The organism is Pleurocapsa minor HA4230-MV1, assembly GCA_019359095.1.
Taxonomy (GTDB): domain Bacteria; phylum Cyanobacteriota; class Cyanobacteriia; order Cyanobacteriales; family Xenococcaceae; genus Waterburya; species Waterburya minor.
The window spans coordinates 22,321-48,229 of sequence record JAHHHZ010000004.1; the positions used below are offsets into that span (position 1 = coordinate 22,321).

General features: G+C 38.5%; 36 protein-coding genes. 12 read left to right on the forward strand and 24 right to left on the reverse strand.

Going from position 1 to position 25,909, the window contains the following annotated elements; genetic code table 11:
• Window positions 1-34 precede the first annotated feature (34 nt).
• The 6 genes from KME09_00965 to KME09_00990 form a co-directional block, all read right to left on the reverse strand.
• Window positions 35-337, reverse strand: a complete 303-nt coding sequence (locus KME09_00965; protein MBW4532485.1) for a hypothetical protein — start codon at window positions 335-337, stop codon at window positions 35-37.
• Between the two features lie 59 nt (window positions 338-396).
• Complete coding sequence (locus KME09_00970; GenBank protein MBW4532486.1) at window positions 397-582, reverse strand: hypothetical protein; 186 nt, start codon at window positions 580-582, stop codon at window positions 397-399.
• Window positions 576-734 carry a hypothetical protein gene (locus KME09_00975; GenBank protein ID MBW4532487.1) on the reverse strand — a complete coding sequence of 53 codons (159 nt, stop codon included), beginning with the start codon at window positions 732-734 and terminating at the stop codon, window positions 576-578. Before KME09_00975 ends, KME09_00970 begins: the two co-directional genes overlap by 7 nt.
• Before the next feature lie 31 nt (window positions 735-765).
• Window positions 766-960, reverse strand: a complete 195-nt coding sequence (locus KME09_00980; protein MBW4532488.1) for a type II toxin-antitoxin system HicA family toxin — start codon at window positions 958-960, stop codon at window positions 766-768.
• The gene (locus KME09_00985; protein ID MBW4532489.1) at window positions 957-1,352 is read right to left on the reverse strand and encodes a hypothetical protein; all 396 of its coding nucleotides are present in this window, start codon (window positions 1,350-1,352) and stop codon (window positions 957-959) included. The genes KME09_00980 and KME09_00985 overlap by 4 nt, the downstream gene beginning before the upstream one ends.
• An 87-nt stretch (window positions 1,353-1,439) precedes the next feature.
• On the reverse strand, window positions 1,440-2,159 hold the full coding sequence (locus KME09_00990) for a hypothetical protein (GenBank protein MBW4532490.1): 720 nt from the start codon (window positions 2,157-2,159) through the stop codon (window positions 1,440-1,442).
• Window positions 2,160-2,421: 262 nt separating this feature from the next.
• Here KME09_00990 and KME09_00995 point away from each other — a divergent pair, with 262 nt between their 5' ends.
• The 7 genes from KME09_00995 (at window position 2,422) to KME09_01025 (ending at window position 8,717) form a co-directional block, all read left to right on the forward strand.
• Window positions 2,422-2,700, forward strand: coding sequence for a hypothetical protein (locus KME09_00995; GenBank protein ID MBW4532491.1), 279 nt, complete (start codon window positions 2,422-2,424; stop codon window positions 2,698-2,700).
• Window positions 2,701-2,909: 209 nt separating this feature from the next.
• Window positions 2,910-5,774 carry a hypothetical protein gene (locus KME09_01000; GenBank protein MBW4532492.1) on the forward strand — a complete coding sequence of 955 codons (2,865 nt, stop codon included), beginning with the start codon at window positions 2,910-2,912 and terminating at the stop codon, window positions 5,772-5,774.
• A 219-nt stretch (window positions 5,775-5,993) separates the two neighbouring features.
• Window positions 5,994-6,326: a nucleotidyltransferase family protein gene (locus tag KME09_01005; protein ID MBW4532493.1), complete on the forward strand. Its 333-nt coding sequence runs from the start codon at window positions 5,994-5,996 to the stop codon at window positions 6,324-6,326.
• Window position 6,327: 1 nt separating this feature from the next.
• On the forward strand, window positions 6,328-6,636 hold the full coding sequence (locus KME09_01010; protein MBW4532494.1) for a DUF86 domain-containing protein: 309 nt from the start codon (window positions 6,328-6,330) through the stop codon (window positions 6,634-6,636).
• A gap of 162 nt (window positions 6,637-6,798) precedes the next feature.
• Window positions 6,799-7,752 carry a hypothetical protein gene (locus KME09_01015; GenBank protein MBW4532495.1) on the forward strand — a complete coding sequence of 318 codons (954 nt, stop codon included), beginning with the start codon at window positions 6,799-6,801 and terminating at the stop codon, window positions 7,750-7,752.
• Between the two features lie 645 nt (window positions 7,753-8,397).
• Window positions 8,398-8,547 carry a hypothetical protein gene (locus tag KME09_01020; protein ID MBW4532496.1) on the forward strand — a complete coding sequence of 50 codons (150 nt, stop codon included), beginning with the start codon at window positions 8,398-8,400 and terminating at the stop codon, window positions 8,545-8,547.
• Window positions 8,523-8,717, forward strand: coding sequence for a hypothetical protein (locus tag KME09_01025; protein ID MBW4532497.1), 195 nt, complete (start codon window positions 8,523-8,525; stop codon window positions 8,715-8,717). Before KME09_01020 ends, KME09_01025 begins: the two co-directional genes overlap by 25 nt.
• A gap of 131 nt (window positions 8,718-8,848) precedes the next feature.
• Here the strand turns inward: KME09_01025 and KME09_01030 are convergent, their stop codons facing one another.
• From KME09_01030 to KME09_01050, 5 genes are all read right to left on the reverse strand, one after another.
• Entirely contained in the window at window positions 8,849-9,997 is a 1,149-nt protein-coding gene (locus KME09_01030; protein ID MBW4532498.1) for a hypothetical protein, read from the reverse strand.
• Window positions 9,998-10,037: 40 nt separating this feature from the next.
• Window positions 10,038-10,544 carry a hypothetical protein gene (locus KME09_01035; protein ID MBW4532499.1) on the reverse strand — a complete coding sequence of 169 codons (507 nt, stop codon included), beginning with the start codon at window positions 10,542-10,544 and terminating at the stop codon, window positions 10,038-10,040.
• Window positions 10,545-10,585: 41 nt separating this feature from the next.
• Complete coding sequence (locus KME09_01040; GenBank protein MBW4532500.1) at window positions 10,586-11,332, reverse strand: DNA-processing protein DprA; 747 nt, start codon at window positions 11,330-11,332, stop codon at window positions 10,586-10,588.
• Window positions 11,304-11,642 (reverse strand): hypothetical protein, encoded by a 339-nt coding sequence (locus KME09_01045; GenBank protein MBW4532501.1) that lies wholly within the window; start codon window positions 11,640-11,642, stop codon window positions 11,304-11,306. The genes KME09_01040 and KME09_01045 overlap by 29 nt, the downstream gene beginning before the upstream one ends.
• A gap of 134 nt (window positions 11,643-11,776) precedes the next feature.
• Window positions 11,777-12,013, reverse strand: a complete 237-nt coding sequence (locus KME09_01050) for a hypothetical protein (GenBank protein ID MBW4532502.1) — start codon at window positions 12,011-12,013, stop codon at window positions 11,777-11,779.
• Window positions 12,014-12,559: 546 nt separating this feature from the next.
• On the opposite strand from KME09_01050, the gene KME09_01055 reads away from it, so the two are divergent.
• From KME09_01055 to KME09_01065, 3 genes are read left to right on the forward strand one after another with little or no spacing between them, the layout of a single operon-like run.
• Window positions 12,560-12,838, forward strand: coding sequence for a hypothetical protein (locus KME09_01055; protein MBW4532503.1), 279 nt, complete (start codon window positions 12,560-12,562; stop codon window positions 12,836-12,838).
• Window positions 12,839-12,877: 39 nt separating this feature from the next.
• Window positions 12,878-13,225 carry a hypothetical protein gene (locus KME09_01060; protein MBW4532504.1) on the forward strand — a complete coding sequence of 116 codons (348 nt, stop codon included), beginning with the start codon at window positions 12,878-12,880 and terminating at the stop codon, window positions 13,223-13,225.
• 21 nt (window positions 13,226-13,246) lie between these two features.
• Entirely contained in the window at window positions 13,247-13,471 is a 225-nt protein-coding gene (locus KME09_01065) for a protein kinase (GenBank protein MBW4532505.1), read from the forward strand.
• On the opposite strand, the gene KME09_01070 is transcribed toward KME09_01065, so the two are convergent.
• Window positions 13,371-13,913 (reverse strand): hypothetical protein, encoded by a 543-nt coding sequence (locus tag KME09_01070; protein ID MBW4532506.1) that lies wholly within the window; start codon window positions 13,911-13,913, stop codon window positions 13,371-13,373. The genes KME09_01065 and KME09_01070 overlap by 101 nt on opposite strands.
• 455 nt (window positions 13,914-14,368) lie before the next feature.
• On the opposite strand from KME09_01070, the gene KME09_01075 reads away from it, so the two are divergent.
• Window positions 14,369-14,851 (forward strand): hypothetical protein, encoded by a 483-nt coding sequence (locus tag KME09_01075; GenBank protein MBW4532507.1) that lies wholly within the window; start codon window positions 14,369-14,371, stop codon window positions 14,849-14,851.
• A 268-nt stretch (window positions 14,852-15,119) separates the two neighbouring features.
• Here KME09_01075 and KME09_01080 read toward each other — a convergent pair whose 3' ends face one another.
• From KME09_01080 to KME09_01120, 9 genes are all read right to left on the reverse strand, one after another.
• Entirely contained in the window at window positions 15,120-15,545 is a 426-nt protein-coding gene (locus tag KME09_01080; GenBank protein MBW4532508.1) for a hypothetical protein, read from the reverse strand.
• Between the two features lie 239 nt (window positions 15,546-15,784).
• Window positions 15,785-16,198 carry a hypothetical protein gene (locus tag KME09_01085; GenBank protein MBW4532509.1) on the reverse strand — a complete coding sequence of 138 codons (414 nt, stop codon included), beginning with the start codon at window positions 16,196-16,198 and terminating at the stop codon, window positions 15,785-15,787.
• 130 nt (window positions 16,199-16,328) lie between these two features.
• A complete protein-coding gene (locus KME09_01090; protein ID MBW4532510.1) occupies window positions 16,329-16,529 on the reverse strand; it encodes a hypothetical protein in 201 nt (66 codons plus the stop codon).
• A 221-nt stretch (window positions 16,530-16,750) separates the two neighbouring features.
• Entirely contained in the window at window positions 16,751-17,008 is a 258-nt protein-coding gene (locus KME09_01095; GenBank protein ID MBW4532511.1) for a hypothetical protein, read from the reverse strand.
• Between the two features lie 157 nt (window positions 17,009-17,165).
• Entirely contained in the window at window positions 17,166-17,729 is a 564-nt protein-coding gene (locus tag KME09_01100) for a hypothetical protein (protein ID MBW4532512.1), read from the reverse strand.
• 158 nt (window positions 17,730-17,887) lie between these two features.
• Window positions 17,888-18,388, reverse strand: coding sequence for an IS630 family transposase (locus tag KME09_01105; protein ID MBW4532513.1), 501 nt, complete (start codon window positions 18,386-18,388; stop codon window positions 17,888-17,890).
• A gap of 28 nt (window positions 18,389-18,416) precedes the next feature.
• Entirely contained in the window at window positions 18,417-18,734 is a 318-nt protein-coding gene (locus KME09_01110) for a transposase (protein ID MBW4532514.1), read from the reverse strand.
• A 472-nt stretch (window positions 18,735-19,206) separates the two neighbouring features.
• The gene (locus KME09_01115; protein MBW4532515.1) at window positions 19,207-20,709 is read right to left on the reverse strand and encodes a hypothetical protein; all 1,503 of its coding nucleotides are present in this window, start codon (window positions 20,707-20,709) and stop codon (window positions 19,207-19,209) included.
• A gap of 28 nt (window positions 20,710-20,737) precedes the next feature.
• Window positions 20,738-22,030, reverse strand: a complete 1,293-nt coding sequence (locus KME09_01120) for a transposase (GenBank protein MBW4532516.1) — start codon at window positions 22,028-22,030, stop codon at window positions 20,738-20,740.
• Between the two features lie 26 nt (window positions 22,031-22,056).
• Here KME09_01120 and tnpA point away from each other — a divergent pair, with 26 nt between their 5' ends.
• Complete coding sequence (gene tnpA, locus KME09_01125; GenBank protein MBW4532517.1) at window positions 22,057-22,452, forward strand: IS200/IS605 family transposase; 396 nt, start codon at window positions 22,057-22,059, stop codon at window positions 22,450-22,452.
• On the opposite strand, the gene KME09_01130 is transcribed toward tnpA, so the two are convergent.
• The 3 genes from KME09_01130 to KME09_01140 form a co-directional block, all read right to left on the reverse strand.
• Window positions 22,406-23,530 carry a filamentous hemagglutinin N-terminal domain-containing protein gene (locus tag KME09_01130; GenBank protein MBW4532518.1) on the reverse strand — a complete coding sequence of 375 codons (1,125 nt, stop codon included), beginning with the start codon at window positions 23,528-23,530 and terminating at the stop codon, window positions 22,406-22,408. The two genes, tnpA and KME09_01130, sit on opposite strands and share 47 nt — an antisense overlap.
• Window positions 23,523-24,812, reverse strand: a complete 1,290-nt coding sequence (locus KME09_01135; GenBank protein ID MBW4532519.1) for a cytochrome P450 — start codon at window positions 24,810-24,812, stop codon at window positions 23,523-23,525. The genes KME09_01130 and KME09_01135 overlap by 8 nt, the downstream gene beginning before the upstream one ends.
• A gap of 422 nt (window positions 24,813-25,234) precedes the next feature.
• Window positions 25,235-25,843, reverse strand: a complete 609-nt coding sequence (locus tag KME09_01140; protein MBW4532520.1) for a Uma2 family endonuclease — start codon at window positions 25,841-25,843, stop codon at window positions 25,235-25,237.
• Between the last annotated feature and the right edge of the window lie 66 nt (window positions 25,844-25,909).

Genomic DNA, 25,909 nt, shown 5'->3' on the forward strand with positions numbered 1-25,909 from the left:
GCATAGTTTGATGAAACCCACGCATCCCCCACGCTCAATTCTTACCAGTTTGGCGGAATCTGCGCCCTCGGAGTTTACGCCCTCGGATAGAGGCAATGAGCGCATCTGTTTGATCACCAGGCAGAATTTGAACGTTGAAGAATAAAGGATGGCGAAAGTTGGTTCCAAGGTGGGGAATTGCGCCGATAATCGCGGTTTTGACTTGATCGAGGCTTGAACCGATAAAACAATTGTTCTGTGGGTCGCAAAAAATAGTGACGACGGAATCAGCAAGAGGATTGTTGAGGCTTGGCTCAACGGTTCTGATCTCAATTGAAAGTAAATATGTTTGAGTCATTTTATAGAGTGAGAGATTGTAGACTGAAAAGATTTAAACGATCGCGACTTTAAAGATTTTTAATTGGTCTGGGAAATCAAGTAAATATTTCCATCGGCATTAGCATCAGGAAAGTTAGCACGAATAAAATCTAAACAATCGCACTCCAGCTCAAATTCTTCAATAGTTAAAAATTGGTTGTTACGGGATTTAAGTTGAGGATTAGGAGTATCGCATGACCAATAACTACCGTTAGTCGTCAACATCGGATACCAACCATTTGTGCAGCATAAATGATCGTCACAAAAAGCCCTAAAGGATTAGCTTCGCGTCCGATCGCTTCGGATCTCGTCTTGAACTCCGTAACTGTGTGCCAAGTTTTAGAAGGATCGACGTTGGGAACTTCTACTAGATACATGTTGATTAAAGAAGAGAAAAGAAAGGAAAGATTATTTAATTTTCTGGAGAAAGAGTTTAAGAGTTTTGACTTGATAGGGTTTGGCATCACTGTTATCTTTTCCAGACTGAACAATGGCTATTGGATAAAAAGGATGTTGCCAGACGGTGTGACTGCCCTTACCGCGTTTGGTCAGCCGAATAAAACCTGCTTTGGATAAGCGAGACTTAAGGATTCGGTTTTTCATAGGAAGTAGGGCAGAGAGGGTTTGTTGTTTAGAGAAATTAACTCGGCTCTTTTTTCGAGATAAGATTCGTTTAAATGCAGCAAGAATTTGAAGTATTCCGCTGCCCAAAATTTAGCCTGGTTGTAATTAGGTTCTGATGCCAAATTTCTTTTGAGTATTTCGACACGAAGGCGATTCTCTAAAGTCAATTGAGTATTGTTCGAGGGAGCAAGATTCACCTTGGATTGATTGGATTGTCGAAGTTGTCTAATTTGGTCTTCAAGACGTTGACACTCATTGAACAGAATCAAATAGTCTTCTAGATGATTGACGGCAAGTTGGGCAGCTTTATGTGGATACTGATCGAGATAAACTTTTAATTGCTGAAGTTCAGCATCAATATTTGGATTCATGGCGAGATGGATGATTTTGTAGAGGGTGGTTAAGAAGTAAAGCCATAAGAGCGATCGCATTACTTGTGCGATCGCATCACGGAGCGACTAAAAGATGTCTTCAGTAGAGATCAGATGAGACTCATCGAACAGACAAATTTGGTCTTCAGCCACCCAAAGACGCTCACCATAGGTTGACTCGTAACTGGGGTTGACTAGCCAGTAGTACCAAGCAGTTTCAGACAAATAAGCTTCCGTAGAACGATAGAGTTCGTGATTGTATTGGCGACCGATAATTACAAAACTTGCCCATTCAGAATGATGTTCAGTCGCATCGATGACTTTAACGATACTATCAAGCGCGAAACGAGCATGAGGAACATCGAGGGGATTTTGATCGCCAAACAAATCGCAGTCATTAGTTCTTTGATGATGAGTTTTGGCAGCCTGTTCAAACAAGCGACACCAACCACGTCCATTAGATTCTTGATAATCTTGGAAATGAGAGCATTGAGCGCAGGTATCAGAATAACGCTCCAGAGCCGATTCAACTTTCCAGAAACTAACTTCACCGTTAGTAATTTTGTATTTCCAATAAGGTTGATTGAGTAACTTTCCTGAATTCGTTTTGGACTCGACAAGCTCCATTGCGTAGACAGTAAATGGAGTAGAGGAATTATTTTTAAGAATAACTTGTTCATAGAAAACGAATAAAGGTTGTTCGCAACTATATTTGGTTTCATTGGGGTCTTGTGGGGGTACGAACTCTATGGTGATGAGTTCTCGTTCTTCTGCTTGTACTGTCTGTTTTTCGGCTAAATATGTCATGATGTGAATTGACCTCTTAATGGGGGGTATAAAAGCGATCGCATTGTTTTCTCAGGACGAGCGATCGCTTTTAATCTAAAAAATTTTGCATCACTTTAGTTAACTTATTTGGCTTGCGGACTAATGCTTTCCGTTTCCTCATAGTATTTATATTGACATACTGCTAACTGATTGTCAACATATTGATTGTCAGTTGCTTGATATTTCAAATATTTGGTATAGTGGATATCAAGTAGTTAATCGACAATAATTGGGGGTGAACTTGACAACAACAGGCGTTTTAATGAACAGAACATATATAGACATACAACTTTGGTGGCCGAAAGATGATGAAGGAAAGCCATTATCCGTTTATGCAGTCTATAAAACAATTGAGGGAACAAGAAATGAGGTAACTAGACATACCCTAACTAGAGCTAAAGATGGGTTATTAGAAAAAGCAGATATTTCAAATCTCAAAGCCTTGGCTCGTTTATGTTCTATATGGAGTGGCGAAAACCTGTCTGTTGATGACTTGATAGTAGAAGAATCTGATAATTAATGTTGATTGATTAACTTTACATTTTGTATTTCACAGCCATAAATAGCAAAAGCGATCGCTTCCCGTCGAAAAGTTAGCGATCGCCTTTGAACCAATATCCGCATAAAGGAATTAGTAGTTATGTACATTTTAAATGGTGGAGTCCAAAACTGCACCTTGACTTTCAAACAACATCAAGAAAACCGCTCGAACCAGTTGGGAGGTGCGATGTGATTGGATTTATCACACCATTCCAGATTTTAGATTACCTAGAGCGCTTGAACGTAGTCAAAGAAACTTCAAATGAATACCATTGTACCTGTCCTGTCTGTGGAGATGGTGGGTTCAAAATCAACAAGAAAAACGGTTCGTACCAAGCGTTCAAGTGTGGCTGTGAAATTAAGGATATTCGGGAAGCGATAAGTCCATGGTCTGAAGCTTCTTCTCAAGGGTCAAGGGTAAGGGGGCAAAGGGACGAGGAGATAGGGAGACAAGGAGAAAGGGAGAAAATCAAGCTTGCCCAACTTAATGCCTCTGCTGAGAACGCGCCAAAGCCAGAGTTCTCGCCTATTCCAGAATGGTTAATCAAACAAGGAGTACCTGTTTCAGCAGTAGAAACCCGTTATTGGTACTCAAAAACTCAATGGGTAAGTAGATTTGAGTGGACAACAGAAGAGAGAAAAAAAGCCAAAACGATCAGACAGGGGCATATTAAGTCCAATGGCTTAATCCAATGGAGTAAAGGCGCAAAGGATTGGAGAGCATACAAACTATCTGAAGCAGTTAAGCATTGCCAGGGAAAATGGGTCTTAGGTTTAGAAGGAGAAGGATGTGTCGAGACAGCCAGAGCGATCGCCTTGGCAGCAATAACATGGCAGGGGTCGAACTGGACACCCAAGGCAATTGTCAATGATTTGAGCGCCTTAAAAGACGCAAAAGCAGCAGGATTAGTTTATTTTCCCGATCATGATAAAGCGGGGCAGAAAAAAGCAGAATTAGTCAAATCAGCCTGTTTTAAAGTCAACTTACCATGTCTGATCATCTCGCCGACAGATGTATGGAGTGAAATGCCAGCTAAAGGAGATCTTACGGACTTTGTAGAGGTGCATCCGCATTTTAGTACTGATGAACTGATATCGAGATTAGAAAAAGCGATTGCTCAGGCGATAAAAGTCGAGTCCTTACAAAAATTAACGGCGGCTTTTGTGAATGAAGATTCATACACAAAACGCGCCTTAACATCAGAATCAGCGGAAGGCGATCAAGAAAAATCGCGGGAGTTACCGAACTGGTCACAGTCGGATTTGGCTCAGTGGTTAGCAGAGAAATATCGAAGTAAACTAGCCTGGAACGCAGAGCAACAGCAATGGTATCGTTACGGCGCGCAAACAGAGGGGATTTGGAGTATTGAACCAATTGAATTTGTCGGGCAGCTAGTCAAGTCAGAAGTAGAAGCGATCGCAATGGAAATTGCCCAAACAAGTAAAAATAAGAAAAAACCAAACTACAGTGTATCGATGCTCAATGGAGCGATCGCATTATTAAAAATGGATTTAGCCGTGAGAACCTGGGACGAAGCGAAAGGAGTATTGCCATTGCTCAATGGGGTATTAGACCTTGAAACAAGGAAACTTTTATCCCACAGCCCCTCCAACCGATTAACCTGGTGTCTGCCCTACGCCTATAATCCACTCCTAACTTGTGATCCGATTCAAGATTGGTTACTCGAAATGTGCAGGGGCGATCGCCAATTAATTGAATTGATGAGAGCCTATCTACTGGGAATCGTAACAGGTAGAACTGACTGGCAGAAATACTTAGAACTAATCGGGCCAGGAGGAACAGGCAAGTCAACTTTAACCAGATTAGCGATCGCTTTGGTGGGGCAAGAAAATGTACATACCACTACCCTCAAGAAACTAGAAGGAGAAAAGTTTGAAACCGCCTCGATAGCAAGAAAACGCTTAGTCCTAATCAACGATTCAGAAAGATACGCAGGAGAGGTGGGTAAGCTTAAAAACCTCACAGGTCAGGATACTTTACCTTATGAAGTAAAGTACCAGCAGTCCAAAGGTGGATTCAATCCTGATGCCTTGGTAATTGTTTCTACCAATGAAGTAATCCAAAGCAGTGATTACACATCGGGATTAGCAAGAAGAAGAATTTCAATCCCGATGCTCAAAGCGATTAAAAGCGATGCGCTCCGCGCTGGCTTCGCCAATCGCCAAAAGAATCTAATCGAATATCAGAATGGTGAGATGGTAGGGGAGTTTGTACCATACATTCCAGGATTACTTAATTGGGTATTATTGATGGATGAAGTTGAAGCTACCAGAATCATCAAAAACTACGAGACGGCAGTACCATCACTCTTGGCAATGAAGGCACAAACGTTAGTAGAAACTAATCCGATTGCCGACTGGTTAGATAGCAAAGTAGTTTATGACCATGCTGCCAAAACCAATGTTGGTGTAGCCAAAAGGGACAAAGATAACAATTCAGCCCAATGGTATTTAAATACTAACAAATGGTTATATGCCAGTTATGCCGAACATTGCCATGACACAGGTACTCGCGCACTTTCCTTACGCCGCTTTGTAAATTTATTATCTGACTTGGGCAAAAATCAATTGGGGTTGGATATCGAGCGATCGCGCGATCGCTTTGGGTCATATTTCACTGGCTTAAAGATTCGCTCCGAAGAAGACGATAAGCCGCCTATGATTACGGGTGAGCAGAAATACCACAATATTCAGCCAGCCCGTAGCAACAATAATATAAATACAATACATAGAGTTTGGACGATGGTGATAAATAAAGTAACTACTGCGATCGAGAGAATCATTGATGATGCTCTTGGTAGTAAATTAGAAACGGAAGTAGAAACAGAAACAAATCAAAAATCAAATCTAGATTTAGAGACAGAAAATGTTGAAGAAATTGCGGTAGGAGATCGCATAACTATTTCTGATTGTCCTGGGCATTGGAGTTGGGCCTCGCCGTTTAAGGTCACAGCAATAGAAGGAAATTGGGTAGCATTAGAGTTAGTAGACAATTTGATTGAGATGGGTCGGTTAGAAAAATGTCGAACTTAAAAAAGAAGAAAAAAGCTCAAGAATTATCCCACCTAATGGTAATTATAGATGTTCTGATTGTGACAGCATTTTTCAAAACTACTGAAAAAAAAGACTGAAAAAAAAATTCGGTAATAATGATTTCTGGAGGTAGTTTTAAATTTTGCCGTCACCATGATCCAGAATATGTATAATCAATCTTTATTTAAGAAACATACCAATACATTACAAAAGATTAGGATGAAATTGACCAATATAAAATTCCCAATCAAACAGATCGAAGAATTTTGCGATCGCTGGCAAATTATTGAATTTGCTTTGTTTGGTTCTGTTCTTCGTGTTGATTTCCGTCCTGATAGCGATATCGACGTGATGGTGCAATTCCATTCAGATGCTCATCCTACCCTGTTCGACTTAGCAGATATGGAAAATGAACTAAAGGTAATTTTTCAGCGAGACGTAGACTTAGTAACTCGCAAAGGTATTACAGGTAGTCGAAATTATCTGCGTCGTAATAATATTCTTGACTCTGCTCAAATTATCTATGCCAAAAGATCCCCAATTTCTACTTGATATGCTGCTCTCTGCCAAAATTGCTGTTGAATACGTAGCAGGGCGATCGCGAGAGGATTTGATAAGCGATCTTCAACTTCAGGATGCTGTGATTCGACGATTTTTAATTATTGGAGAAGCAGCAAGACGTGTTTCTGAAGAAACCAAACAAAACTTACCGAAAGTTCCCTGGACAGCTATTAACGGAATGCGTAATCGGTTGGTTCATGAATATGATGATATCGATCTTGATGTTATTTGGGATACCTTGATTAAGAGTCTGCCTATTTTGATTAAAGAACTAGAGAATGTTGTTTTACTGGAAGAATAGCTCAAAAACCTCACAGGTCAAGATACCCTGCCTTATGAAGTAAAGTACCAGCAATCCAAAGGCGGATTTAATCCTGATGCTTTAGTAATTGTTTCTACCAATGAAGTAATCCAAAGCAGCGATTACACATCAGGATTAGCAAGAAGAAGAATCTCCATTCCCATGCTAAATCTAATCAAAAGCGATCGCCAGAAGAACCTGATTGAGCATCAGAATGGGGAATTGCTTGGGGAGTTCGTACCATACATACCAGGGTTACTTAATTGGGTACTGGCAATGGATGAAGTTGAAGCCACCAGAATAGTTAAAAACTATGAGACGGCAGTACCATCGCTCTTGGCCATGAAGGCACAAACGTTAGTAGAAACCAATCCCATTGCCGACTGGTTAGATAGCAAAGTAGTTTATGACCATGCTGCCAAAACTAATGTTGGTGTAGCCAAACGAAACAAAGACAACAATTCAGACCAATGGTACTTAAATACCAATAAATGGTTGTATGCTAGTTATGCCGAACATTGTCATGACACAGGTACTCGTGCGCTTTCCTTGCGTCGCTTTGTGAATTTATTATCTGACCTAGCTAAAAATCAATTGGGATTGGATATCGAGCGATCGCGCGATCGCTTTGGCTCTTATTTCACTGGCTTAAAGATTCGCACCGAAGAAGATGACAAACCGCCTATGATTACGGGTGAGAAAAATTTATCCTTAGTTCAAAATAGTCAACCAGCCAATCTTAATAATACCAATGTCGTGAATAGAATTTGGACAATGGTGATGGATAAAGTAACGACGGCGATTGAAAGAATTATTGATGATGGTCTTAGCAATGAATCAAATGATTCACAAGAAATTGAACAAGAACAAGACAAATTAACCGTGGCGCGTTCTAGGTGGAAAGTTTCTCACCCAGAAGCCGCCACCACTAAGACTGAGATAGAAGCAGAAAATAATCAAGAAATAGCGGTAGGCGATCGCGTAACCATTTCTGATTGTCCAGGTCATTGGAGTTGGGCCTCGCCATTTACCGTTCGAGCAATAGAATCGAATTTGGTAGCATTAGAGTTAGTGGACGAGTTAATTGAAATGAGTCGGCTAAAAAAGTGCTGTTGAGCAAACTATCAAACAATGGGCGAAGCCAAAAGAAGAAAACAACAAGGAACCAAATCGATTAATCAAGCCATAGTAGTCAAAATAGAAAAGTCGAAGACGACCGAAATTAAAAGCTATTAGCCTTTAGCTTTATCAAACGGTAAGTTTGGAGGCAATTTTAGGATTATCGCCCCCATATTCTCCGCAACAAGCTTACTCCATTTCGATTTTTTTCATCTTCTTTTACAGACGTTTCCTTGCCAAATTGATGAATTGGCATACAAGGACTATATACAACTTTCGCTCTACCGTTGGAAACAAAGTTTTTCTTCATGACACTTTCAAAGACTAATTTTTCTACATACTAGCGTTTTTATCTCTACAAAGGGTTGTCGATTTGTCACCTTGCTTGGTGATTTGGGCAAGAATCAATTGGGTTTAGATATCAGGAGAGAGCGCGATTGGCGAAGCCAGCGCGCGACGCGAAGCTATATGCGAAGCGGTATCCTTTAGGAGTCCTTTAGGGGAGCGCATCGCTTTGGGTCATATTTTGCGGGGCTAAAGATTCGAGATGTCAATGACACTTCACCACCACTAATTACGGAAAACTCTGAAGCAGGGTATGAGCTAGACGAGGATAAGTCTGTTATCACAATAGGGGATTGTGTGACGGTAGAAGATGCGCCTAGCTATTGGTCGTGGGCGAGTCCTTTTAAAGTAGAAGCGATTGATGGAGAAATGGCAAAGCTTCAAATGGTGAGTGAATTAATAGAAATTAGTCGGTTGCAAAAATGCTTCAATACAGACTTAAAATGATGATGGCTATAGAGGGCTGTATCTTAGCGATCTACTATTCACCAGCAAAATGTTATCAGTTTTCAATTATTGATGACTTTAATTGCGTCTACGATTATTCTGATATTTTTTACAGTTTAGAGGCAGCAGAAATTAAAGGAAGAGAAGCAGTTAAAGAACTCTGGTGCTAATCATGAGTCATGGTCATTATGACTCATGATTATGTTATCATCTGCAATCGCTTCATAAACGCAGGTAATAATTGAATTGAGAACGAACATCGGGAACAAGGATAATGAAGAGGAATCGGGGATAAAAGAGACTAGAGAGAGATTTTTTGCCAAGCTAAATCTAGGATATGAAGAGGATAAGCAGGATAACCATCTTGGATAGTAGTTTTAATGTCCAACTGTTTGGCTAATTTCCTGGTCAGTTCTAAAAAATACAAAAAGTCATCGCGTTCGAGCCATTTTCTTCTTAGTTTGAGGTATTGACCGCAGTTGAAACAAAAAGTTTCAGCTTTTGTTTGTTGATGCTTCTGCTGCTTCGATTTGTGATCGTGTGGGGATTGCTCAAAATTGCTATGGTAGTCGCAGTAGATAAATTTATGTTTCCAAAGTGGTCTAGGGGAGGTCACCATCAAAGTCCAAGGATTCACACTCAGTTGGTTTTGTGAATCATGAGATTTGTTTTGGAAATGATTCTTGAGATTACTGAGCAAATCATTTTTACGTTCAAACTGATTGTAAGCGACCGCTTCATATTCACTCATAGTCCACAAATCGTTTTTGGTCAGGCTATTTAAGTTGAGTTGATCGAGGATATAAAAGAAATTGTGATGAATAGCCGTTACCTTTTCTCTAAAGGTACATTGCTGACGGAAAACGATTTCTAGCTCGGTATCAAAATAACCATAGTAACAACGCTTAAAAAGCCGAAAATTAACATTTAGGTCTCTTTCAAAGGTGTTAAAGTCACCAAACATTTTCCAGTAACTAGTGGGAACATGACTGAGTAAAGTTTCAAAATCCAATTCAACTTTGGGGGGCTTCGGCTGTTGATAACTACTTTGGCGTTGAGATTGGTTTTGATTGGAAGCAGCCCAATCAGTCCAGTTATATTTAGCCGAGCCAGAGCGAGAATTGGACTGAGTGTAAGCTTCTGTGTGCGATCGCGATTGATGATTAGTTTTCCAAGGGGAGGTAGCTGTTGCCATGCCATCTTTGGCATTAATAATTGTCTGGGCGATTTGTGTAGCTAAATGTGAATCTAAATCACTAATATCTGGGTGAAAAACTTTGAGTAGAGATAAATACTTTTTCCTGTCTAAAGTCGGGTTAACAAAAATACCGCGATTGAAAGATTTGATGGCATTGAAACCTTTTTCCTCTGTGCCATCATCAAACTGAATACATTGTATTTGTTCTACATTAATGGCGATAATAATTTGCTTACCCAGATAAGTCCACATCAATCTGCAATTATTAGTGGTGAATAAATTTGTTAGTGACTCAATCTAACTGATGAATAGCTATTGGTAAATATTTAGGCAAGTCTACCTTGACTCGATTAGAGATTAGGCGTAACTGCCCTAGTCCTTTAGGGTAATTGTGGGCATTGAAGCGGTAGCTCAATAAATCTTGAGCTAGAAAATATGACCACAGAATTTCTGCTTCGGTTTTTTGACTAATCTCGATTAAATGTTGACGTTGGCAGTCAAAAAATCGAGTATATAACTTCAAACATCTGTCAAAAGCAGATTCTCTGATGATGAGGACAAATCGAGAATTGAGAGACGATTGTAAACAGTAGCGAAGATCTTGCCAGTTAAAAAGCAGTTGCTTATGAGTTCTAAATTTAGAGCCGACTAAATTAGAACCATCATAAAATTCAATTTTGTAGCCATGTTTAGTCGGAGTAATATATCTGTACATAAAGGGGTCTGGAGCCGTAAAAGATGTTTCGTTTTTGTTTTTCTTACAAAACAAAGCAAGATAAATTCGATTGAAAAATTGCATGTTGTCTTCTCTTTTTACTCCACTCTTTTATATCTAGGTAATTAATTCAGGCTAGCTAAAGCATGAATATATTGATTACGGCCCATCGCGTTATCGATCTTAAAACCAGCATCAGGATCTAGGGCTGAGATTAGAGTTAATCTCCCTTGAGGAATTCCTCTGCGATAATTCTTGGCTACTGCTGATGTGGCTAAACCATCAGCCATCACACCGACAACTGTTCCACCAGCTTCAATTGTACCTAACATCAAAGCCCGATCTACCCCTCTTGTACCACCAACAATTATTTGGCTCTTTTGTTGAACACAAGTTTTAATCAGTTTCTGAGTATATTCTAATCCTGCATCATCTAGATTGCGAGAACCAACAATTGCTAATCCTCCTTGATCGAGCAAGTTTTTGTTACCCACACCATAAAGAATAGCGGGAGCTTGATCTTTTAGTTTTTGTTTCAAGCACTTAGGATATTCAGCATCGCCTCTGCTCAAGATCCATAATCCTTGATTTGTCCATTTTTCCACCGCTAAACTCAACATCACACCACGTTTTAATAAAGCCAAGATGCGGTGAGATTCTAGCTGATTAATTGTCAACTGAAGAAGTTTATCTTGAATTATTGAATCAAATAAATCTTGAGGAGTCAAATCATTATCTTTTAACCAAATTACTAGACTATTATATTCTCTTAAGGTTAAAGGTTTTGGCACAGTTGTACGCGACAAACCAAAACTGGCACATAAGAGTAATATTGCCTGAGTATCAAGGGAAAAAATGTGATTTGTCATCATTTTCAACATATATAAACTCAATTTGACTAAGACTATATTTGCCTAATTTATAATTAGAATTATGCCAAAATACTTGTTTAGTGCCTGATACTAAACATATACCAGCTTGAGAAAAGTAAACTATACTACGTAAACGTTGAACGGTCATATGTTTGGATACTTTTGGGAGAAATTCTGACGCATCCATTAGCACTGACTTTCTTGACCAATCTTGCCAAAGACTGTGTTGTTTTTTATAAATGTTGATTGCTGTTTCAATTGCCAGCAAATCATTTAAAAGTAAGATAGATGTTTGATTCATGGCATCCATTTGTCGAGCCTGATAATCTAGAAAAGCACTACCTAACCTACCTGTTTAAGCTTTTAAATATTGAGGAGGATTAGACAGCTTTTGTAAATAATCCATAACAATCGGTGGTGTATTTTTCATCTTACAAAGAAAGTTTATAGCTTCTGATGGTTAAGGAATAAAGCAGAAGGGGCTTGTTGTTGATGTTGGAGAATTCGGCTCAACTCATTGAGAAGGGCATAATTTTTCTGCTCCAGTTCTTTGTATTGACGCGCCAAGAGAACAAAATCTTCAAAATGGTTAATGGCTAGCTGAGGAGCTTGTTCAGGGTATTTTTCAAGATGACGTTTAAGGCATTCGACGGAAAAACAGAATTCTAGGTCAAGTTTCATAGTAAAAAATTAAAGTGTCACTTCAATGAGTAAATTAGTGTCAGGGTATGGCAGGAAGGTTGTGTAATCAAGAAAACTAAGGAGTTCGCGATACCAAGGATAAAGTTGGTTCGCGTACAAGTTAGCTTTGTTCAGATTCCAAATCGTACTTTGAGTGGGATTTCTCAGATTAAATTCAAAGATAGTGGCTTCCAGAAATTTCGCTCGAAATTCTGCCAAGCAAGCTATTGTTAATACGTCTTGATTAGAAGTGGTTTGGCTCCGTATACTCTTCGAGATCGTTGCAGAATTAAGCTGGTTATAAAGTTCATCAGAAACGACCAAAGCATTGATGAAGTTGCTCTGCTGGGTAAAAATGGTAATCAGTGGCATGAGATTAAAGAACAGATGGAAGCCGTTTATATAACGGGTCAAAGCAAACTTTCTTTTCTTTATGGTCTAATTATAGCATGATAACGCTGTAATATGTTATTTTTTACGCTATAAATAAGAAAATCAAAAATGATTAGACTAGCGCGAAAGTGATATAACTAGTGAGTAGAATTAGTGAAGGAAAAGAAATTGGACGCAAAACCGTTTAACGATCGTCTGAAAGACTTGGGCTGGAGTCCCTATAGACTGGCTCAAGAACTAGATAAAATAAGGCAGACAGAGAAAGGGGCAGGGAATTACACTAGTACAGTGGTTAAGTTTTTGGAGAACCCAAATAGTTCTCGAACAATGACTTTTTTAGATTTGGTGACAGCGATGGATGGAGAAATTGTGATTCGCTGGAAAGTCAAAAAAGAAGTCACAGTAGATTGTAAAGAAGTCAAGATAAACTAATTCAGCTACCTTTGTTTAATAACTATAGTAAACTAGATTGTGGAAAAAACACATTTAAAATCATATCACAACTTGATTAAACTGAGATCGGGTGTTTATCGAGGTTTAGATAAAACGGGTAACTTAGTTTTAATTAAATCTTTTGAATTTAATAGTGGGCAAAGCTGGAGTTTCCAAAGACAATTAGAACAAGAGACAGCTATTCTTAAGTCTCTTTCTCATCCTAGAATACCTAAATATTTTGATAGTTGGCAAGATGGAAGTATTTTTTATTTAGTTCGTGAATATATTGAAGGTAATTGTTTGGTTACAAACAAAATATTTACTGAGAAAAACGTAATTAATATTGCTTTACAGCTATTAGATATTCTAGTTTATTTAGAGTAACGTAATGTAACACATCACGATATTAAACCACAGAATATTATAATAGATTCCGAAGAAAATATACATTTGATTGACTTTGGTATTTCTAAGGAACTGAGTGATAAAACATTAGGGATAACTACTCAGTTTGGAGGCACAGAAGGGTTTATTGCACCAGAGAAAATTTTACTTCGCAGAACAGATAATCGAAGCGATTTATATAGTTTAGGAATGGTGCTGGCTCTCTACATCGATCGGCTTCAATAGAGTTACGACGAGCCATCCCACGTTCAATTACCCAGGTATTAAGGTGAATTTCTTGCTGCACTAATTCATTGGGGGTATCGGAAATGTGTTTAAGCAGATTAACATCATAGTTAGAAGCCAGAGAGATCCAAACTTCATGGAGATCGCCAACTTGTTCTAGTTCTACTGTGCCATTACTCAAATTAATAACTGACTGCAAATACTTCTGGGACTCATTTCCTGTTGCTTCTACACCACAGAGACTTATAGTTTTCTGTTCATTGTGACGTTCAACTGTAAAAGAAGAGCCACTATTGACACGGCTGATTTTCCAAGGCGTATAGTCGGCAGTTCTGTACTTGTACCTTTGCCAATTGTCTAAACTAATGAGAGCAACAGCCGCAACAGCAGACAGAATAATCAAGGGTTTTCTAAAGTAGAACAGAAATAACTTGGTTTGCATGACCAGAAAGCTAGATTTATTTCTAGTATTCCCATTCTGCTATTTAAGCTAACTGCTTCTCCATCTTTTGTTTTAAGCCTGTAGATCTCTACTATTGTTTAACTTGCTTGGTCGCAACGGCGATCGCGGGGATAATAAACCCGCATTTTGGCTGGATTAATTAATTATCAATAGAGCATAAGTGACTTTACATAAAAGTGTATAAATTCAAAAATGCATTTTTACAAGCGATCGCTCTTTGTGGTCAAATAGCCGTGGGGTGGAGGCTGAAGAATCCAGTTCAAAGCCTTGAGATACTTTAGAGGCTTTTGAACACCATTGCTTAGAATGAAATAACCCTGCGCCTAGTACGGTTATTTTGTAATCTTTCAATAGCTCAAAAACTAGTAATAATACTTTCTGCTGTTGAGCTAAATTAGTATAAAACGATAAAAAATATTTGTTTGTAAATTAATATGCCTTTAACTCAAGAGGAAGAAAGAGATTGTAAGACTAAAATATTAAACTTAATTATACAAAAGAATCATCGTTATAGAGAAATAGATAATTTTTGCGGTGATTACACTCCAGCAGAAATTGTCAAATGTATAAATCAACTAGTGAATGAAAATATTATAAGGGAAGAAAAACTTCCCTATGAACATGAAACTTCTTATTATTTGATATCTGACAATTATTTATTATTTGATTCGACCTATGAAATTACCAGCAGTAGCGATACATTTGAGAGATATTTTAACCGTATACCTCTAACTTTAGAGCAAGAAAGAGATTGTAAGACTAAAATACTAAATTTAATTAAGCAAGGCAGAAATCATCATAGACAAGTAGAAAATTTTTGTGATGATTTCACTGTGATAGAGATTGTCACATGTGTAAATCAACTAGTGGGTGGAAATATTATTAGGCAAGAAGGAGCTTATTACCATCTAAACTAATCTGAGTTTGGGCTAGCTGTTTGGGTTAACTTGTTAGGGGCATGGGAGAAATGGGAGGAAGCGACGAAGAGAGGATATTCGCTCTTTGTATCTGAAGAAAATAATGAAGAGGAATCGGGAATAACTAAAGATTTTGGCTATTTTGGTTGATGGCGATGGTGAAATAGCTGTCGGGTTGAGGCTGAGGAATTGAATTCAAAGCCTTGCGATGTTTAAGATTGTGTGTGACGAGTGAAGGAGATCGCCCTTTGATGAGACATTCCAATCACTATTCGCAGCGCTCTGAATACAGATTATATTTTTGGTTCAAATAATCCTCTTTGACTTTTTGCGGATCAAAGTCTGAAGATACGGGTTGAACTTGTGGCGTGTTTTGCTGAATTAAAGATTTGAAAGTTTTACTTTGGCATGGAATCAGTTGTTTCTGAACGTTTTGTTTACTTTCTTCTTCGTCCGCCTTTTCAAGGCGGACATTGCTAAATTCACTGTTGCTGATATGTTTATCTAGCTGATCGACTTTGGTATCTAGAGCTTTGATCTCTCCTGAAAGTTTTTCATCAACGGTATTTATTTTCCCTTTAATTTCAGATTGACCAAGCTTAAGAGAATTGACTTCTTCAAGTAGTTTCCTCTGGTCTAATTTAATTTCGTTGAGGATATCGGCGATGTCGGTCTGGATAATAGGATTGGTCATTTGGTATACTCCAATTAGATTAAGTAGTTGAATGAACATCCCCAATGATTTGGTCGTCGATGGGGATGTTTATATTTTAAAGCTTCCAAGGATAAGGAAACAGTGGGTTAACTTGTTGTCAGGAGTATGGAGAAAGCGATCGCAAGCTCGGAGATATTCCACGTTGAGTAAAAGAATGACTCAGGGGGTGTATTTTGCGGCGTTGAGCCAAGCGTCATCAGTGGGAGATTCTAGAACGCCTAGTCGGTAAAGTTTTGATAGTCATGGTGATGGTTGATGGTTGATGGTGATGTGAGATCGTTTTCCGATTTTAAGCTAGCTAATATTCGTTGAAACTCTGGTCGATCTGAATCAAAGAAACGTTCGTGAGTAGAATCACGGTTGAGAAATTCAGAAATGTTTTGCTCGATGGAGAGATGGGAGTAACCAATCCAACCATCACCCCGTAAAACCGTGTCCAAAAACTCAAAGTCGCCATTAATAATCTCCTGCTTATCTTCAAAGATCATCAATTCAATCAAATACTCCGCTAATAGATAGCGATCGCCTTTTGCGACAATTGTTTGTAACAAATCAAGGCGTTGCTGGCGTGTACCGTGGGAGACGTTAAGATCAATAATTTGCGACCATTCTGGTGTTTGTGGATTGTTCATAATCTTAATTTAATGAGGAACAGGGAGGTTATGAATGCGAGTGCCGAGAAATTGACCGTTGAGATCGAAGACATCAAGACACAGAGTATAAAAAAGTGGAAACGTTCTCTAAGTGAACTAACTCATTCCATTAGTGATGGGAGTGTTCAAGAGAATCGCAGTTTTGAACTAGCTTCCCTTCGGCAAAACAACTAAGGCAGTAGTTAAAGTCCTCAAATGATTCTTCAATTGGAATTTCTAGCTCTTCTGGAGGGTACTGGTCGTCGCACAAAAAAGCAATACGAGAAATTGGTATTCCAGCAAAATCAAAACGCGCAAGCTCAATCAGCATCCAAAGTTGGTTGTTGGGGTTAAGTTGTTTGTTATATAGTGTAATACACTTTCTTAAAGATTTTAATCTGTAGGAGGGTATTATACAGATATGGATCATTTTTCTTTTATTATTTAAAGGTGTTGAATGTGATCTGGCTTAAGGAAGGTCATAGCCTGACTGCCTGACACAAGTGCCTGAAACATATTGCGTCTCTTTTTAGAATGAAATAGCCCTGTGAATCATTCAATGTTAAACCTTCCATTTCCGTATAGTGCTTTGTGTTCACTGTTAACAATTGTACTCGTACCAATCCTAACAGTCGGCTTTTGAGTGGGAAGCTTCCCACTCAAAACGCGACGTAAGTTTGTGTATCCTTTTTCTCTAAATTGTTGCTTGATTTCTTCTATTTTTTCTTCGTCTTTTTTTTCGAGCCTGGTAAGAAATTGATATATTTGACCGTTAAATTGTCTAAAGTCACCAAATTTACTTTTTTTCACAGTTGACAAAAATTGAGTAGAAAATTAGCGATCGAAATAAAGCAGAAGGGGCTTATTGTTGATGTTGGAGAAGAAGGATTAATCCATTGAGCTGGCTAGATTCCGTATTGTTCAAGTTGTTTGAGAAGGTTTAGTTTGTTCAGCAGCAGCACCGCGATTAAGAAAGTGATCGGACGTAAACAATATCATGTCTGTAAAAATTATCTGAAGTAAAACTGAAATTTAATTTTTCTTCAATCCAATAGCAATATTTTCGATAATAAGCTCTGAGTTCTAAAAATTCAGGATCGTTAATTGAATCACGACAAATGTGTCCTAGAGTATTCAACATTTCACGAGCTGAATCTAATTCCAATCCATATAAACGCTGTTTATTAGGGTCGAGAGTTTCAAGAGTTTCAAAAGAAAAAGTTTCATTTTCTGAATAAAATTGTTTCACTAATGGTATGGCATTGAGGATTTCAGTATTATTAACCTTAATTAATTTGTCATGCTCATAAAATATTTCGTAATAAGGCACTGAGCCTATATCAAAAGAATTTTCCTTAACATAGGTAACGTTTACCCAATTAACATCAAATAAATGGATGTGATGATATTCTTTATTTCTTTTATAGCTGACAGCAATAGGATTAACTACTTTCTCTATGGATTTTTTTGGCATTTTATCAACTTCTGCTTGAAAAATATATTTTTTAATTGCTTGAGCCTGATTGAGCAAAGTTTGTAAGCTTTAGGGAAGTTTGGATCAGATAATTTGTGTCATGTTCTTCGATCAATATGGTAGTCGGTGGGGATCTTTATATTTTATAGCTTTTAAAGATTGCGATGCCGAAGGCTAGGCAGAGCCTAATCGCGATTTCTGTTGAGATTGTATAGTCATTCTAAATAATTTCCGTATGATTTAACGATATCATCCAAGGAAGTACCAGGAGCGGAATAAATGCGTCTTTTTTTGAGGATGGCAAAGTCTTGTTCGATCCGATTAAAATCAGGTGAATAGGGTGGTAAAAACAAAACTTTGTGACCCGCTTGTTGGGCAATGCGAAATACATCATCCTGGCGGTGAAATGACGCATTATCAAGGATTAGAGTGGAGTTTGGTTTTAATTCGGGAATGAGATGTTTTTCGAGCCATTGATTAAACCATAAAGCATTAGTACTTCCTTGAAAAAGAATTGGTGCTAACAACTGTTTACCTCTTTTCCCAGCTATCAGACTGGTTCTGGTTCCTTTTTGACCATGGCGATCGCCATAAGTTTTTTGTCCTCGTTTTGACCAGGCATAAGGACGATAGACATATTCTTCAAAGCCTGATTCATCCAAATAAACTAAATTGCTTGACCCATCCAGGATGACAATTTCACGTAAATTTCTCAAAAAGTTGATTCGCTCACTATGCCTGCGTTCACTGTATTTCAGAGTTTTTTTTACGAGTTAACTTCATTTGCTTCTGGGCATACCCAATAGCACTCGTATGCACTCCAAAATATTGCGCTCTTTCTCTTAACAAAGCATCTGGATGTTCTTGAATATGTTGGGCAAGTGCTTTCCAGTTTAGTTTTCGCCTTCTTCCAAGTTGTGGTGATGGAGTCAAATTTTTTCTTCGACACCAATCATTCACACACCATAAGCTTACTTCATATCTTCTTGATGCTTCGGCTTTTGAGCCTCCAGCCGCGACAAACTTTACCACCCGCTTTCGCAGATCTACACTATAAGTCATCTAACTTGATCAATTTCTCAGTTAGCTTATATTATTTCATATGTTTCTTATTTAGAATGACTATAGCTGCTCAACAAAGCAGAAAAAGAGTCGGCAGAATTATCAATCAATTGCCAAAGCTGCTCGGCGGAGAGATGCGGCTTTGGCTGCACTAAAGTATTAGGCGGCTTTTCTGTACGTCGCGTTTTGGGTGGTAAGCTTCCCACCCAAAAGCCGACTGTGAGAAGCTTCCCATAGAAAACGCGCCGTATATCTTCGCGTCGCCAAGTGCGATCACAAAGAAAATCATCTTGTTCGAGTTCAGTAAGTTCGTACCAGTCATTAGGTGGTGGATTAGTGAGAAAATTTCTGCTACAAGCCTGTAAAATCTCGAAACGAAATCGATGGTCATTTGGATTGTGAGTAGAAGTATTAATGTTTATCGAAAAAATTAGTATGAAAAACTACTCTTTTTGTAAACATCTAAAGAGCTTCACTCGCTTTGGCAAAGTTCAGGTGGGGAAACTGGCTGATTAGATTTAGACTCAGCCACCAAGAAGATTCGACCATCAGACATCCTCTTAACGGTGTTGGCTTCAACAATTGGCTCGTCCTGTTGAGCCGAAGGCGAACCTTTAATCTCAGACTGATAGTTTTCCATTTGGGGTAATCCTTCAGACTCAGCAAAATCATAGGGGTTGGGTGCAATTGGGCTACCCAAATCCTGTACTCGAACTCTTCTTTCATTGTAACCAGTACAATTTTTGGAGATTAAGTCTCGTTCATTGATCGAGCGATCTTCTCGACCGACAATGATGATCTCTTCGCCCACGTTATTTTCAGGGGAGGAGATGATCACTGTCCCGTCAATGCCCAGTTCGGAACTGGCTGTAATGTCATTGAAAGGAGTTAACGACTGGCGCGATTCTAGACCAAAAATATAGTTAGAATCGATGGTAATATTGCCACCGTTTCCCGCGACGGCATTAGCGGTAATGTCACTATTTTCTAGACCGACCATTGTATCGGTATCGATGGTAATGTTACCACCGTTTCCTTGTCCTTGCGCCGAAGCCGTGATGTTTGATTGACCAAATAGTTTTAGACTTTCGGTGTCGAGGTTAATATTTCCGCCTTCTCCTGATAACGTTGAGGCAGAGATCTCGCCTCCGTTGTCTAGAGATATAGAATCGGCATTGATTTCAAGATTACCTGCGTTACCTATTCCTTGGTTTTGAACAGATACAATTCCCCGATCAAAAATCTTTAGTTTCGGTGTATTTATAATTACACTACCTGCATCGCCTTCAGGAAAAGAAGGTAGATCGAACAATTGTCTTAACGATGGATTAGTAATTTCACTGGAGGCTGTAATTTGGCTATAGTTGATTAAGCTATCATCTGTCGAGTCAGGAACTTTACCATTTATTTGAACATAATTGTTGGCATCAACAATTATGTCTCCTGCCTTGCCTGTTCCAGAATTTGTAGCATTTACTCTCGCTCCATTTTCAAGCTTTAACATCGAAGTAAAAACTTTTACATTTCCTCCCTTGGCAAAGACTGTGGTGCTTCCAATAACACTATGAGCAAAGCTATTTAAAGATGTATCCAACGTGAAAGCCCCTGACAATTCAACACTATCGGAGAAATTAGCTTGAATACTTCCTCCATTACCCTCTTGTAGAGCTTGGGATATGATCGTTGCTCCTTCTCTCAAGAATAAGCGATTACCCGAAAGGCTGATGTTTCCTCCGTCTCCAGATGCTGCTGCAATTGAAGACACTCCACTTAATGCAGGAATCCTTTCAATTGGAGAAACTCCGATAATTGTTATAGAATCATCGACATTAATGTTAATATCTCCAGCATTACCCGAACTATATGCTGAAGTATTTATTAAACTAAAATCGCTAATATTTAATTGATTAGCAGAGATGTTTACATCAGAACCTTTTCCAGACTCAAAAGATTGAGAAATTATGCCTGGTTTCACTACAGAGGAATTATTGACACTCCCACGTTTACGCTGACGCTAAAAACGTGGGATTCTCCCGTCTAGTCTCATAATTGGTAGTATCGAACAGGCACAATTGCTCTGCTCTTCCATTTATGATGTTCATGGAGTTCTGGGGATTGCCAAATACCCCGTCCAGTAGATTGTCTGCATCTATTACGGGTGCAGGTCTGTGAAAATCTACTGGACAACTGCGATAATCCCAAATAGCGAGATTTTTCCCAGCATTAAAATCAGAGTTTAAAATTGCGCCACTGGTACATTTAAACCAATGACCATTTCGCTTCCCGATAACACCATTAACCGATGAGGTTTTGGAAGAATAATGAGGTGGTCTAACATGAACTTGTCGTCCAAGTTTTGCCATCTTATATTCTAGTTTTTGCCCAAGATCGTAGTATGCCCAGGCATGACGAGATTCGGCATTGTCAGAGCGAGACTTTTTTCTTTGCTTCATCGTCTGACGACAACCAGACAAATCTTCCAGCATTAAGTCTGCATTTTGCCAGTCAGCAAAATCAACAATACGACGAGATACAGTGTGATTAACCGCTCTCATCCAGCGCTGTTCTTTTTGCTCAAGTCTTTTTACAGCACGATATTTACCAGCTTTTTGTAGCTGCTTTCTACGTTGCTGAAATTTGCGACGACGATGTTTGACCTGTTTCCCAGAAAAGAATAAACCAAATCCCTTTTTGGGAACGGCTACAGCTATTTGGTTTTGACCTCTATCTACCCCAACTCGATTATCAACGATCACCTCTGGAACTTCCTCGGTGATTGAGATTAAGGCATACCATTTATTTCGATATTGGCATAGCTTTAATGTGCCTTTAGTTAATTTTGGATCATTGTCCAACAACCTATCTAATATAGGTTGCCAATAATGACTTTTAACCGATATAGGAACTCGCTTAATCCCATGCAAAGTAGGGAAAGACACGGAATAAATGTCACCAACTTTAAACAGCCTCCAATTTTGGCAATTAACCTCTGGAGGTAGCAGCTTGAATTTCTTGGTTTTTTTGCCAGCTTTGCCTTTGCAATGACGAATAACTTGATTAGCTAATGCCGATTTTAGAGATGTTAGTACGCAGCCTGCGTTAGCAGGCAAGTCGCGTCTAGCGACGCTCTGGTGCATTCGCACCTGCGCAGTAGTTAACTTTTTTCGTTCTGCAATCGGTAGCTTTATTAGCTCGTTAGCCAGTTCAGTACAAGCTGCTGTCGTCTCAGCAAACATTTGTGCTTTAACGCCGTTAAGACTATGAAATTTAAGTTTCAAAGTGGTGGTGACTTTCATATAAGAAGTATAGTACAATACTGTCTATGAGTCAATCCTATAGACGAACAAATACTACTGTATCTTTAATTAATTACCACTTTATCTGGATACCTCGTCGTAGAAGAAAAGTGTTAGTTGGTGCTGTTAAAACTAGAGTCACTGAGTTGATCTACGAAAAAGCTAACGAATTAGACTGCAAAATCATTAGTCTTGCCGTAGAACCTGAGCATATCCATCTTTTTCTCAACTGTTCTCCTGGCATTGCACCAAAACAAATCATGCACCGTATCAAAGGCTATTCATCTTATATATTGAGGAAAGAGTTTCCGCATTTAAAAAAGATGCCTAGTATGTGGACTAGGAGCTATTTTGTCTCTACTGCTGGCAATGTTTCTAGTAGTACAATTGAGAAATATATAGCTGCTCAAGGGAAAGTTTAACTGGGGCTAAAGCCCCCGTGTCGCAATTCATCCAAGGTCTAAAGACGCTTGGCTTTCTTGCTCCCGTGCTTTCTGTAAAACTCGATGGAGAAGTTATTCCTACTAAGTTAATCGAGCCACTTATATCTACATTTATATTTCCAGAAGGCTTCCCATCAAAGTTTGAGTTCAAAACCAAGGATTTATTTGAAAGAAATAAATTCTTTCCTGTGATATTAATATTTCCTCCTGGAAAGCCACTCGTACTTATTAAAGAATTATTGCTTATTACAATATCTTGAAAACCAGTCGTTCTCAAATAGTCGAATGTTAATTTCTGAGATGAAAGGTTGATTCCAACTATTCCAGATTCAATGCTACTAATTTCGATCTCTCCAGAAGGATTCGCTAAAATTCCACCGTCTAATGTAACCTTATTTCCGATTAAAGACAAAGTTTTTTCGGATGATATATTGAATCCTGACTGAATTTTTTGTGAATCAATTATTGGTGCATTAAAAGCATCAGAAATACTTGATGTATCAGCTAATCTTAGTTCATGTCCAGAACCTTGAACTTTAATTTCTCCTGAATTACTGCCAAACCCTAATCCAATCGGAAAATCAATTGTCAATGTGGGAATATTAGGCGAACTCGCACTAAAGACATCGCCGTTGTTAAATTCAATATTTTCAGCAGTTGTCGCTAAAAAAGAGCCATTAACATTAATTGCTGAATTTTCGCCAAAAACAATTCCGTTAGGATTCATCAAAAATAGATTGGCTGCACCCTCTATTCCCAATGAGCCGAAAATTTCCGAAATATTCCCTCCAGTAACGCGAGAAAAGATATTTGCTATTCCTGCGGGATTGTCAAAATTAACAATAGCACCCTCACCTACGTTGAATTCTTCAAAGCTGTGAAATAAGTTGTCGCCTCTAACCGCTCCTCCTTCAATGCGATCGCGCAATTCATCAATTGAATTTACTTCTGAGTTTTCCGCACCCAATGTATCATCAGGGGTTATTTGTGCTTGACTAATTAAGGTATAACTAAGGGAAAAAGCTATTAAAGAACATTGAGCTAATATCTTATACATCTTTTGGTGAATGACGAAAATAAACTTTTAAATTGTCAGAAGGATGAGGAAAAGGAAATTGCTGTATTTGTAGATTTTGTCCGTCTATCAAATTCCACTCACAGTTGTTGATTAACATTGCAGCAAACATCTTCATTTCTAATCTAGCTAAATTTTCTCCTAGACATTGTCTTTTTCCTCCTCCGAATGGAAAATATGCTTTAGAATTAGCACTGTTGTTTAGGTCAAAGCGCTTTGGCTCGAAGACATTAGGTGAGTTGAATAATATAGGATCTTTGTGGGTACGATTTATTTCATAAATAACCTGCCAGCCTTTAGGAAAAAGATAATCGTCAAACCTACACTCTTCGATCACTGTACGAAATCCACCGCCTACGGGTGGGATAAACCTTAGCACTTCTTTCAGTATTGATTCCAAATACCCCATTTGTCTTAAAGTTTCCATTGAAATAGAATTTGAGGTGTTAAGTAATTTCTTTTGCTCTATTCGGCAAGACTGTAAAATATTTGGGTATTGTGCTGAAAGCAAGCAAAATGAAGATAGAGATGAAGCCAAAGTACCATGTCCAGCAGATAGCAGATTAAGAACTTGGTCTTTTATTTCATTAATTGACAACGAATGTCCGTTTTCATCATGGGCTTGCAACAATAAACTTAAAGCATCTTTATTTAGATTATTATCAAGCTGACGATTGTTCACAATTTCTTCAATATACATTAAGATTTGCTGGCGGCTTTTCAAAGCTCGACCCAACTTAGTCCAAGGAAGAGGAAATGAAAAAGAGAAAAGCCCTTGACTCCAGGTTTCGTATAAGTTGCAAAGTTCAGTTTCAGAAGCACGATCTAATCCAATTAAAAGCTTACAAGCTATATCAAAAGTATATTTACGTAGTTCGGGATACCAGGCAAAATTTTCAAGTTTTGCCCATCGAATAAAATAAGCTTCTGTAATTTCTTTGATAATTGTAATTTGCTCCTCCAGATATACGGGAGAAAACACTTTTCTTAAAAGTTTGCGTCTGTCTTGATGTATTTGACCTGTTTGGACTGTTAAAGAAGATGCGCCTAAAAGAGCTTCAATGTTTGGTAGCATTTTATTTTGAAAATATTCATTTTCATTATCCAAAACAAAATGACATGCTTCGTCTCCACTTACATAGATTATGGACTGACCGAAAACGCGAGTTTTGAATATTGCACCATGTTTATAGTGTCTTTGTTGGGAAAAACCTTCTGGATCGGACATGAGACTAACAGCCTCCCCTAAAAATGGTAGTCCCATCCTACCTGGAGGTAAAGTGCAAACAGAAGGGGCAATTTCGTTTTTTTTTTGCGAGTCATAAATAATTGTGCTTAGTTATATTCGTCGGTAAATGCTTTTCGTATACCAAATTAAGCTTATATTATTATAAGCTTCAAACGAGAGCGATCGCTCGGAGGGAAAAGCAGCATTTAGTAAGAGCATACTACAAAAATTAGTTAAAATTCGCCGTAAGTATATTCCCGTATTATTGGCTATCAAACGACCAGGATTGGTTAACCCTTGAACAGCAAAATCAAAGATATTTCTGGAAACAAATGTCTACAAATATACTACTTAATTACGGGTTTGTATCTAAATAAATCTCTTGCATAATTAAATTTTCCAGGTTTCCAGCGCTCCCTTCTTTTAGGCTGGGTCTAGATCATTAAGTTCAGCTGTAGCTAAAGAATCTCAGTTAAATCAAGGTTAAAACCAGCCATGAGGGGCTGGCAATCGATCGCAGTGGGAGAATCGAAGATTTCTGTCTCCCGATCGAGTCGGTAAACTTCAACTTGTTTATCTTTAGGGTTAATGAGCAGCCCCAACTTTACACCCAATCGTTGATACTCAAGCATCTTAGACTGTAGAATACCGAGGCGATCGCTTTGGGAACGAAGCTCAATGACAAAATCAGGAACGACGGGAATAAAACCTGAAATATCAATTCCATCGAGACGAGATTTTTCAATCCAAGAGACATCGGGGGACATTTTACCGCCATCAAAATTTGTAAAGTCATAGCCAGTCGAAGAATCAAATGCTTTACCTAGTTTTTGTTTTTTATTCCATGCTGCAACCTGAAATGTTAATTCTGAGTTTCTTTCGCCACTTTCACCGCCAGTAGGAGACATAACAATTAATTCATGGTCTTTAGTGAGTTCGAGTCGTAAATCGGGGTTATCTAAGCAGAGAGAATCAAATTCTTCGGGAGTAACATGAAGGACAGTGTTACTAACATTGAGTAACAAAGGTAGGGTTTGAGTATTGGTCGAAATATTGTTGGCAAGCATGATTTTTAGAGGACTTCCACTAAATTCCTTTTCTCTAGTTTAATATTTCCTGACTGGGAACGTTAA

Bases quoted from the DNA above. Each gene is read 5' to 3' on its own strand.
- KME09_01030 (MBW4532498.1), bottom strand. From the start codon at position 9,997: ATGTGGACTTATCTGGGTAAGCAAATTATTATCGCCATTAATGTAGAA.
- KME09_01005 (MBW4532493.1), top strand. From the start codon at position 5,994: ATGAAATTGACCAATATAAAATTCCCAATCAAACAGATCGAAGAATTT.
- KME09_01040 (MBW4532500.1), bottom strand. From the start codon at position 11,332: ATGATGACAAATCACATTTTTTCCCTTGATACTCAGGCAATATTACTC.
- KME09_01010 (MBW4532494.1), top strand. From the start codon at position 6,328: ATGCTGCTCTCTGCCAAAATTGCTGTTGAATACGTAGCAGGGCGATCG.
- KME09_01090 (MBW4532510.1), bottom strand. From the start codon at position 16,529: ATGCTGATTGAGCTTGCGCGTTTTGATTTTGCTGGAATACCAATTTCT.
- KME09_01080 (MBW4532508.1), bottom strand. From the start codon at position 15,545: ATGACCAATCCTATTATCCAGACCGACATCGCCGATATCCTCAACGAA.
- KME09_01085 (MBW4532509.1), bottom strand. From the start codon at position 16,198: ATGAACAATCCACAAACACCAGAATGGTCGCAAATTATTGATCTTAAC.
- KME09_01130 (MBW4532518.1), bottom strand. From the start codon at position 23,530: ATGTATAAGATATTAGCTCAATGTTCTTTAATAGCTTTTTCCCTTAGT.
- KME09_01135 (MBW4532519.1), bottom strand. From the start codon at position 24,812: ATGGGACTACCATTTTTAGGGGAGGCTGTTAGTCTCATGTCCGATCCA.
- KME09_00990 (MBW4532490.1), bottom strand. From the start codon at position 2,159: ATGACATATTTAGCCGAAAAACAGACAGTACAAGCAGAAGAACGAGAA.
- KME09_00980 (MBW4532488.1), bottom strand. From the start codon at position 960: ATGAAAAACCGAATCCTTAAGTCTCGCTTATCCAAAGCAGGTTTTATT.
- KME09_01050 (MBW4532502.1), bottom strand. From the start codon at position 12,013: ATGAAACTTGACCTAGAATTCTGTTTTTCCGTCGAATGCCTTAAACGT.
- KME09_00970 (MBW4532486.1), bottom strand. From the start codon at position 582: ATGTTGACGACTAACGGTAGTTATTGGTCATGCGATACTCCTAATCCT.
- KME09_00975 (MBW4532487.1), bottom strand. From the start codon at position 734: ATGTATCTAGTAGAAGTTCCCAACGTCGATCCTTCTAAAACTTGGCAC.
- KME09_01110 (MBW4532514.1), bottom strand. From the start codon at position 18,734: ATGACTTATAGTGTAGATCTGCGAAAGCGGGTGGTAAAGTTTGTCGCG.
- KME09_00965 (MBW4532485.1), bottom strand. From the start codon at position 337: ATGACTCAAACATATTTACTTTCAATTGAGATCAGAACCGTTGAGCCA.
- KME09_01070 (MBW4532506.1), bottom strand. From the start codon at position 13,913: ATGCAAACCAAGTTATTTCTGTTCTACTTTAGAAAACCCTTGATTATT.
- KME09_01120 (MBW4532516.1), bottom strand. From the start codon at position 22,030: ATGAAAGTCACCACCACTTTGAAACTTAAATTTCATAGTCTTAACGGC.
- KME09_00985 (MBW4532489.1), bottom strand. From the start codon at position 1,352: ATGAATCCAAATATTGATGCTGAACTTCAGCAATTAAAAGTTTATCTC.
- KME09_01045 (MBW4532501.1), bottom strand. From the start codon at position 11,642: ATGGATGCCATGAATCAAACATCTATCTTACTTTTAAATGATTTGCTG.
- KME09_01140 (MBW4532520.1), bottom strand. From the start codon at position 25,843: ATGCTTGCCAACAATATTTCGACCAATACTCAAACCCTACCTTTGTTA.
- KME09_01035 (MBW4532499.1), bottom strand. From the start codon at position 10,544: ATGCAATTTTTCAATCGAATTTATCTTGCTTTGTTTTGTAAGAAAAAC.
- KME09_01015 (MBW4532495.1), top strand. From the start codon at position 6,799: ATGCTAAATCTAATCAAAAGCGATCGCCAGAAGAACCTGATTGAGCAT.
- KME09_01075 (MBW4532507.1), top strand. From the start codon at position 14,369: ATGCCTTTAACTCAAGAGGAAGAAAGAGATTGTAAGACTAAAATATTA.
- tnpA (MBW4532517.1), top strand. From the start codon at position 22,057: ATGAGTCAATCCTATAGACGAACAAATACTACTGTATCTTTAATTAAT.
- KME09_01025 (MBW4532497.1), top strand. From the start codon at position 8,523: ATGCTTCAATACAGACTTAAAATGATGATGGCTATAGAGGGCTGTATC.